Genomic DNA, 6191 nt, shown 5'->3' on the forward strand with positions numbered 1-6191 from the left:
TCTGCTCGCCGCGGCTCACGCCGGATGCATACCGGGCAGTTGAGTTACCTCGACATCATCTTCAGCATGCTGACTGATCAGCGGCGCGCCACACCATCAGCCATCTGCGCTTGGCTCTTCGCCGTCGGCGACGAGGAAATAGGCAAGCGCCACCCCCGGCATGGCAATGCCGATAATGCAGATGCCGGTCCAGCCGAAGGTTTCGAGGACGGGGCTGGTCAGGGCCGAGCCCAGCGCACCGCCGAGGAAGAAGGTCGTCATGTAGACGGCGTTGAGGCGGTTCCGGATACCCGCGTCGAGCTGGTAGATCTCGCGCTGGCCGAAGACGAGATTGGCCTGAACGCCGAGGTCGATGAGGATGCCCGCCGCGACCAGTGCGGCGAGCGAGGCTTCGCCGAACAGGGCGGCGACGAAGGCCAGAACCACCGTGGCAATCGCCGCGATGGTGCCGATGCGGGTGTGGCCGCGGTCGGCCAGCCGCCCGGCCACCGGCGCGGCCAGCACGCCGAGGACGCCGGCCAGTGCGAACAGGGCGACGCCGGTTGGCGAGAAGCCGTAGGGCTCGCGCAACAGGATGATCGGCGCGGCGGTCCAGAACAGCGAGAAGGCGCCGAACATCGCCGCATGATAGAGGCCGCGCCGGCGCAGGACCGGCTGGCGGAGGAAGAGCTGGCCGAGCGAGGCGATCAGCGCGCCATAGCCCCGCGTGCCCTGCGGCCGCCTTTGCGGCAGAAGAATCAAACCGGCCACCATCAGCGCCGCGACCAGGGCGCCCGACAGGCCGAACACGCCGCGCCAGCCGACTTGGTCGGCCAGGAAGCTGGCCGCCGGCCGCGCCAGCAGGATGCCGGCCAGGAGCCCGCTCATGACGTTGCCGACGACGGCCCCACGCTCCTCGGGCGGCGCCAGATTGGCCGCCAGCGGCACCAGCATCTGCGCCGCGGTGGACGAGATGCCGACGAACAGCATGGCAGCAAACAGGCTTGTCAGCCCCGGCGCCAAGGCAAGTCCGGCCAGGGCCACGAGATTGGCCGCCATGGTCCAGAGAATCAGCCGGCGGTTCTCGACGACGTCGCCGAGCGGCACCAGCAGTACGAGGCCGATCGCGTAGCCGATCTGCACGACGGTGACGATCGCGCTCTCGGCCGCAACCGACAGGCCGGTATCCCGGCCGATCAGCGCCACCAGCGGCTGGGCGTAATAGAGATTGGCGGCCAGCGCACCGCAGGCAAAGGCGAAGAACACCGTCAGCACGGGACCGAGGCCGGCCGGCCGCGCCGGGGTCTCGGCCGCGTCGTCCGGTGCGGTGGCGAAGGCCTGTGTCATCAGTCTGTTCCTGTCGGTACGAGCGCCACAGGCCGGGCCCATTCGTAGGCTGCCGGCTTTCGCTTCTGCGAGATAGGGCAAGGGCGGGCGGCGGTCAGCCCGGCGCGACGGTGTGTTCGGCAAAGACGACCGGCGCCGCTTGCAACCGCTCCCCTGGCCCTTATGGTTCCGGCGATTGGAAATGCCGGACGACGAGACAGGATCACGCTCATGCGCTTTACCGGGACCCACGCCTATGTGGCGGGCAAGGATCTGACGATCGCGGTCAACGCCGCGATCACCCTGGAACGCCCGCTGCTGGTCAAGGGCGAGCCCGGCACCGGCAAGACCGAGCTGGCCTTCCAGATTGCCGAAGCGCTCGGCCTGCGGCTGATCCAGTGGACGGTGAAATCGACCACACGGGCGGCGCAGGGCCTCTACGAATACGACGCAGTGTCACGGCTGCGCGACAGCCAGCTCGGCGACGAGAAGGTCAACGACATCCGCAATTACATCCGCCGCGGCAAGCTCTGGGAGGCGTTCGCCTCCGAGGAGCGCGTGGTGCTGCTGATCGACGAGATCGACAAGGCCGACATCGAGTTTCCCAACGACCTCCTGCAGGAGCTCGACCGGATGGAGTTCGATGTCTACGAGACCGACGAGACGATTCGCGCCAGGCACCGGCCGATCGTGATCGTCACCTCCAACAACGAGAAGGAACTGCCGGACGCCTTCCTGCGCCGTTGCTTCTTCCACTACATCCAGTTTCCCGATCCCGAGACGCTGGCGCGGATCGTCGACGTCCATCATCCGGGCATCAAGCAGGAGCTGGTGCGCGCGGCGCTGACCCAGTTCTACGAGATCCGCGAGCAGCCCGGCGTCAAGAAGAAGCCGTCCACCTCCGAAGCGCTGGACTGGATCCGGCTGCTGGTCGCCGAGGACATCGAGGCCAAGGATTTGCGCGACAGCCCGACCAGGGCGCTGCCCAGGCTCGCCGGCGCGCTGCTGAAGAACGAGCAGGACGTGCATCTCTTCGAGCGCCTGGCGTTCCTGGCCCGGCGGCAGGGGTGATAAGTGTTGTCGAGAAGAGCGGACAGGGCACGGGCAATGACTGACGCGGTGCGGATCAGACCGATCACCCTCGACGACGAAGCCGAATGGCGCCGCCTGTGGACCGGCTACCTCACCTTCTACGAGACCAGTGTCCCTGAAGAGGTCTATGCGACGACCTTTGCCCGGCTGCTTTCCGGTGCGGACAACGAGTTTCGCGGCCTGATCGCAGAGACGGACGGACGGCCGATCGGCCTCGTGCATTTCCTCTTCCACCGCCATTGCTGGCGGGTCGAGAATGTCTGCTACCTTCAGGACCTCTATGCCGATCCCGACGTCCGCGGCACGGGCGTCGGCCGCAAACTGATCGAGGCGGTCTATGCGGCAGCGGACCAGGCCGGCGCACCGACCGTCTACTGGACGACGCAGGTGTCCAACCGGACCGCGCGCCAGCTCTACGACCGGATCGGCGAAGAGACGCCGTTCGTCAAGTATCAGCGGAGGGCCTGATCCCGTACGAGGGGCCGTAGCTCCGCCGATCAACGGCGATGATCCGGACCATCACGAGAATTGGCTGGTCGCGCCGACCGGTCGGGCGCACAAGGCGCCCATGTCCGACACTGCGAGATCCGCCATGACCACCCTCCCCATCTATCAGGTCGATGCCTTCACCGACCGGCTGTTCGCCGGCAATCCGGCAGCCGTGGTGCCGCTGGATCGGTGGCTCCCAGACGCCGACATGCTGGCTATCGCGGCCGAGAACAACCTGGCGGAGACGGCGTTTTTCGTCGCGGCCGGAGATGCCCGCTGGGAGCTGCGCTGGTTCACGCCCACGATCGAGGTGCCGCTCTGCGGCCACGCCACGCTGGCCACCGCATTTGTCCTGTCCGAATGTCTCGGGGAGACCGCGACGACGCTGACCTTCGCGACGCGCCGGTCCGGCGAATTGACGGTGACGCGGGACGAAGACGGTTGGTTCGCCATGCGGCTCCCCCGGCGCCATACGGTCGAAGCCGTCGACGCTGCGGGCTACGAGGCTCTGGCCTCGGCGCTCGGTGCCCGGCCGACCGAGGCAGTCGTCTTCGCTGTCCCCGGCGACACGTCCTGGCTGGCGGTTTTCGACAGCGAGGAGGACATCACCGGCCTTGCGCCGGACATCCGCGCGATCGCCGCGCTGCCGCCGCTCAATGTCGTCGCCACCGCGCCCGGCAAACCCGGCTACCGCATCGACTTCGTCTCGCGCATGTTCGCGCCGGCAGCCGGCATAGACGAGGACCCCGTCACCGGCTCGGCCCATTGCTCGCTGGTGCCCTACTGGGCCGAACAGCTTGGCGGACACGACTTCCTCGCCCGCCAGGTCTCGAAACGCGGCGGCACGCTGCGCTGCCGTCTCGACGGCGACACGGTGGTCGTCGCCGGCCAGGCGGTGCTTTATCTGACGGGCGAGATCAGCGTGCCGGGGTGATGAGGGGCGATCCATGCCCTGCGGCCTTGCAGCCGCGGGCATCGATCAAGACCACATGGTGCGTCTGCGATGCCCAGTCGACGCCGACGAACCAGTTCGATTGCTCGTCGTCCATGACGATCTCCTCCGTCACGTTCGAGCCACCGCAGTGCCTGCCGATCCCTGTACTGGCGCTCCAAGACGCAAACTCCCCACGAGGCATCCACCGCGGCCTCCCGCCGGGGCACAGGTCCCCCCCGGGTGTTCACGACACAGGGGGCGATGGGTTGCTCCCGGCAGGCTGGCCCGATCCGAGCAGCCTATGACAAAGCCGGCCGGATCACCATGAGAGGTACAGGGGGAGATCAGCCGTTGCGATGCCCCACCCTTCTGGCGAGGTACGTCGGCGGTTCGCGGAGAACGGCGCGCTGACACGACGATTTTCCGCCATTTGGGTGAAGAGAACGTCGTGCCACAGGGGTCAGCTACCCAAAGGTTGTCCTCCCGCCCCTACTCCGCCGCTTCCACGGTCTCCGAGGCGGCGATGGCAGCCATTACGGCCTTGGGCTCGCGGTCGAGCGCATTCAGAAGGACGCGGGCGGGCCCGGTCGGATAGCGCCGCCCCTGCTCCCAGTTGCGCAGCGTCGCCACCGGCACACCGATCTTGCCGGCAAAGGCGTCCTGCGTCAGCTTCAGCCGGCGACGGAGCTTGGCAATGTCCGGCACCGCGATCGTGAAGCGGTGGACGACGACATCGGATTCATCTCCCTCGAACCACTTCAGCGCCTGCTCAAGGGATTCGACCAGATGTGCGTCGGCTTCTTCCTGGGTCTCGACCGGTACACGCTTCGTCATCGCCTCAAAGTCCAAACAGCCGTTTCACGTCGTTGATCGTGCGGATCGCTTTCAGGGCCGCCTGGATCAGTCGCGCCACAGGGGCTTCCAGCGGTACCACCCGCAACAGGACGATCCGGTCGATTTGGTCGGACAGTGCGTAGGTAATCCGCAGCGACCGAAAGGACCAATCCCATAGGGCGGGCGAATCCGCGCGCTGCTTGCCGATCACCGGGTCGGACCGAAGGATACGCAACGCCTGCTCGTAGCGTTCTGCCTCCAGGCCGTAGAGTCCGCAATCGAGCCGAAAACGCTCCGTCTCGCCGATTTCGACCTCGTACATCCACGGCCTCATATACGCCAATGGCGCAGTTTCGACAAGCTGCCCAGCTACTCTATCCTCCTTTCCGGCGACGAACACCCTTTCACTACCGCCCCTCGTCCAGGAACGCCGCGACCGGCGCCAGCGCTTCCGCCGGTGCCTCCTCGTGCGGCACGTGGCCGAGATCCGGCAGGACGACGAGGCGGCTATCCGGCAGCGCCGCCTGGTAGTCCGCGGCGTTGGCGACCGGGATCATCGCGTCCTTCTCGCCCCAAAGGAGCAGCGTCGGCGCGGTGATCGGCGCCAGCAATGGTGGCGGCGCCTTCAACTCGACCTGTCCCATCCGCGCGATCTTCGCATCGCGGGCGCCGGGCGCCAGCAGCAGGTCGTGATAGCGGTCGACGGTCGCTTCGGAGAGGCGTGACGGGTCGGAATAGGCCGGCCGATGTTCATGCGCAGCAGAGATCGCGGCAGGACGGTAGCGCATCAGCTTGACCATCGCCGGCACGTCGGGGCGCTTGCCGTATTCGAGAAGTGGCTGGCGAACCCGTCGGACGAAATCAGCACCAGCCTGTCCACGCGCTCGGGATGCGCCGCGGCGAACCGCCAGGCGAAGCGCCCGCCCATGGAATTCCCGACGAGCGTCGCCTGTTCGACGGCGAGCGTGTCCATCAGGGCGCGCAGCACGGTGAGCGTGCGATCGTCGGAATAGTCGCCGGTCGGATCGGGCCCCGACAGGCCGCTCCCCGGAATGTCGAAGCGCACGACGCGATACCTGTCGCTCAGCGCCTCGGCCCAGGGCTCCCAGGTGTGCAGGCTGGACCCGAAGCCGTGCAGCATGATCAGCGCCGGCGCCTCGCGCGACCCGCTGTCGCGCACATGCAGCCGGACGCCGTCGATTTCGATCAGGTCGCCGGGCGAATCGAGATAGGCCGCCTCCAGCACGGCCCGCGACCGGTCGGGCGTCCACAGCCAGAACAGACCGAGCGCGAGCGCAGCGATGACGACCAGGGCCAGGACAAGCGACAGCCGCATGAAGCATCCTCCAGGCCACCATAAGGCTGGTTGCGCCGTGGCCTGGCAAGCCTGTGAGCGCTTCGCCGATGACACGGCACGCGACCTGTCCTAGCAGCCTGTCGGACTGATGTTTTTGTCAAAGGCAGAAGACGCTGGCTGGCTGGCCGGTTGCGCGTCCGGTCAAAGGCTGGGAGCCGGTCTGGGAAACGCTCCTGGTTG

General features: G+C 67.2%; 9 protein-coding genes. 3 read left to right on the forward strand and 6 right to left on the reverse strand.

The genetic code is table 11. From position 1 onward, the window contains the following. Window positions 1-96: 96 nt before the first annotated feature. Window positions 97-1326, reverse strand: coding sequence for an MFS transporter (locus tag VQ042_RS19095; RefSeq protein WP_331821904.1), 1230 nt, complete (start codon window positions 1324-1326; stop codon window positions 97-99). 210 nt (window positions 1327-1536) lie between these two features. Here VQ042_RS19095 and VQ042_RS19100 point away from each other — a divergent pair, with 210 nt between their 5' ends. The 3 genes from VQ042_RS19100 to VQ042_RS19110 all read left to right on the forward strand — a co-directional run bounded on the left by VQ042_RS19100 (window position 1537) and on the right by VQ042_RS19110 (window position 3820). Then, complete coding sequence (locus VQ042_RS19100) at window positions 1537-2376, forward strand: AAA family ATPase (RefSeq protein ID WP_331821905.1); 840 nt, start codon at window positions 1537-1539, stop codon at window positions 2374-2376. 36 nt (window positions 2377-2412) lie between these two features. Then, a complete protein-coding gene (locus VQ042_RS19105) occupies window positions 2413-2865 on the forward strand; it encodes a GNAT family N-acetyltransferase (RefSeq protein ID WP_331821906.1) in 453 nt (150 codons plus the stop codon). 124 nt (window positions 2866-2989) lie between these two features. Continuing rightward, the gene (locus VQ042_RS19110; protein WP_331821907.1) at window positions 2990-3820 is read left to right on the forward strand and encodes a PhzF family phenazine biosynthesis protein; all 831 of its coding nucleotides are present in this window, start codon (window positions 2990-2992) and stop codon (window positions 3818-3820) included. On the opposite strand, the gene VQ042_RS19115 is transcribed toward VQ042_RS19110, so the two are convergent. From VQ042_RS19115 to VQ042_RS19135, 5 genes are all read right to left on the reverse strand, one after another. Continuing rightward, window positions 3804-3935: a hypothetical protein gene (locus VQ042_RS19115; protein ID WP_331821908.1), complete on the reverse strand. Its 132-nt coding sequence runs from the start codon at window positions 3933-3935 to the stop codon at window positions 3804-3806. The genes VQ042_RS19110 and VQ042_RS19115 overlap by 17 nt on opposite strands. Window positions 3936-4309: 374 nt before the next feature. Continuing rightward, window positions 4310-4654 carry a helix-turn-helix domain-containing protein gene (locus tag VQ042_RS19120; protein ID WP_331821909.1) on the reverse strand — a complete coding sequence of 115 codons (345 nt, stop codon included), beginning with the start codon at window positions 4652-4654 and terminating at the stop codon, window positions 4310-4312. A gap of 4 nt (window positions 4655-4658) precedes the next feature. Further along, window positions 4659-4976, reverse strand: a complete 318-nt coding sequence (locus tag VQ042_RS19125; protein WP_331821910.1) for a hypothetical protein — start codon at window positions 4974-4976, stop codon at window positions 4659-4661. Between the two features lie 85 nt (window positions 4977-5061). After that, window positions 5062-5454 (reverse strand): alpha/beta fold hydrolase, encoded by a 393-nt coding sequence (locus tag VQ042_RS19130; protein ID WP_331821911.1) that lies wholly within the window; start codon window positions 5452-5454, stop codon window positions 5062-5064. Next, window positions 5442-5990, reverse strand: coding sequence for an alpha/beta fold hydrolase (locus VQ042_RS19135; protein WP_331821912.1), 549 nt, complete (start codon window positions 5988-5990; stop codon window positions 5442-5444). Before VQ042_RS19135 ends, VQ042_RS19130 begins: the two co-directional genes overlap by 13 nt. Window positions 5991-6191 lie beyond the last annotated feature (201 nt).

Origin of the sequence: Aurantimonas sp. A2-1-M11 (assembly GCF_036549475.1) — a bacterium.
Taxonomy (GTDB): domain Bacteria; phylum Pseudomonadota; class Alphaproteobacteria; order Rhizobiales; family Rhizobiaceae; genus Aurantimonas.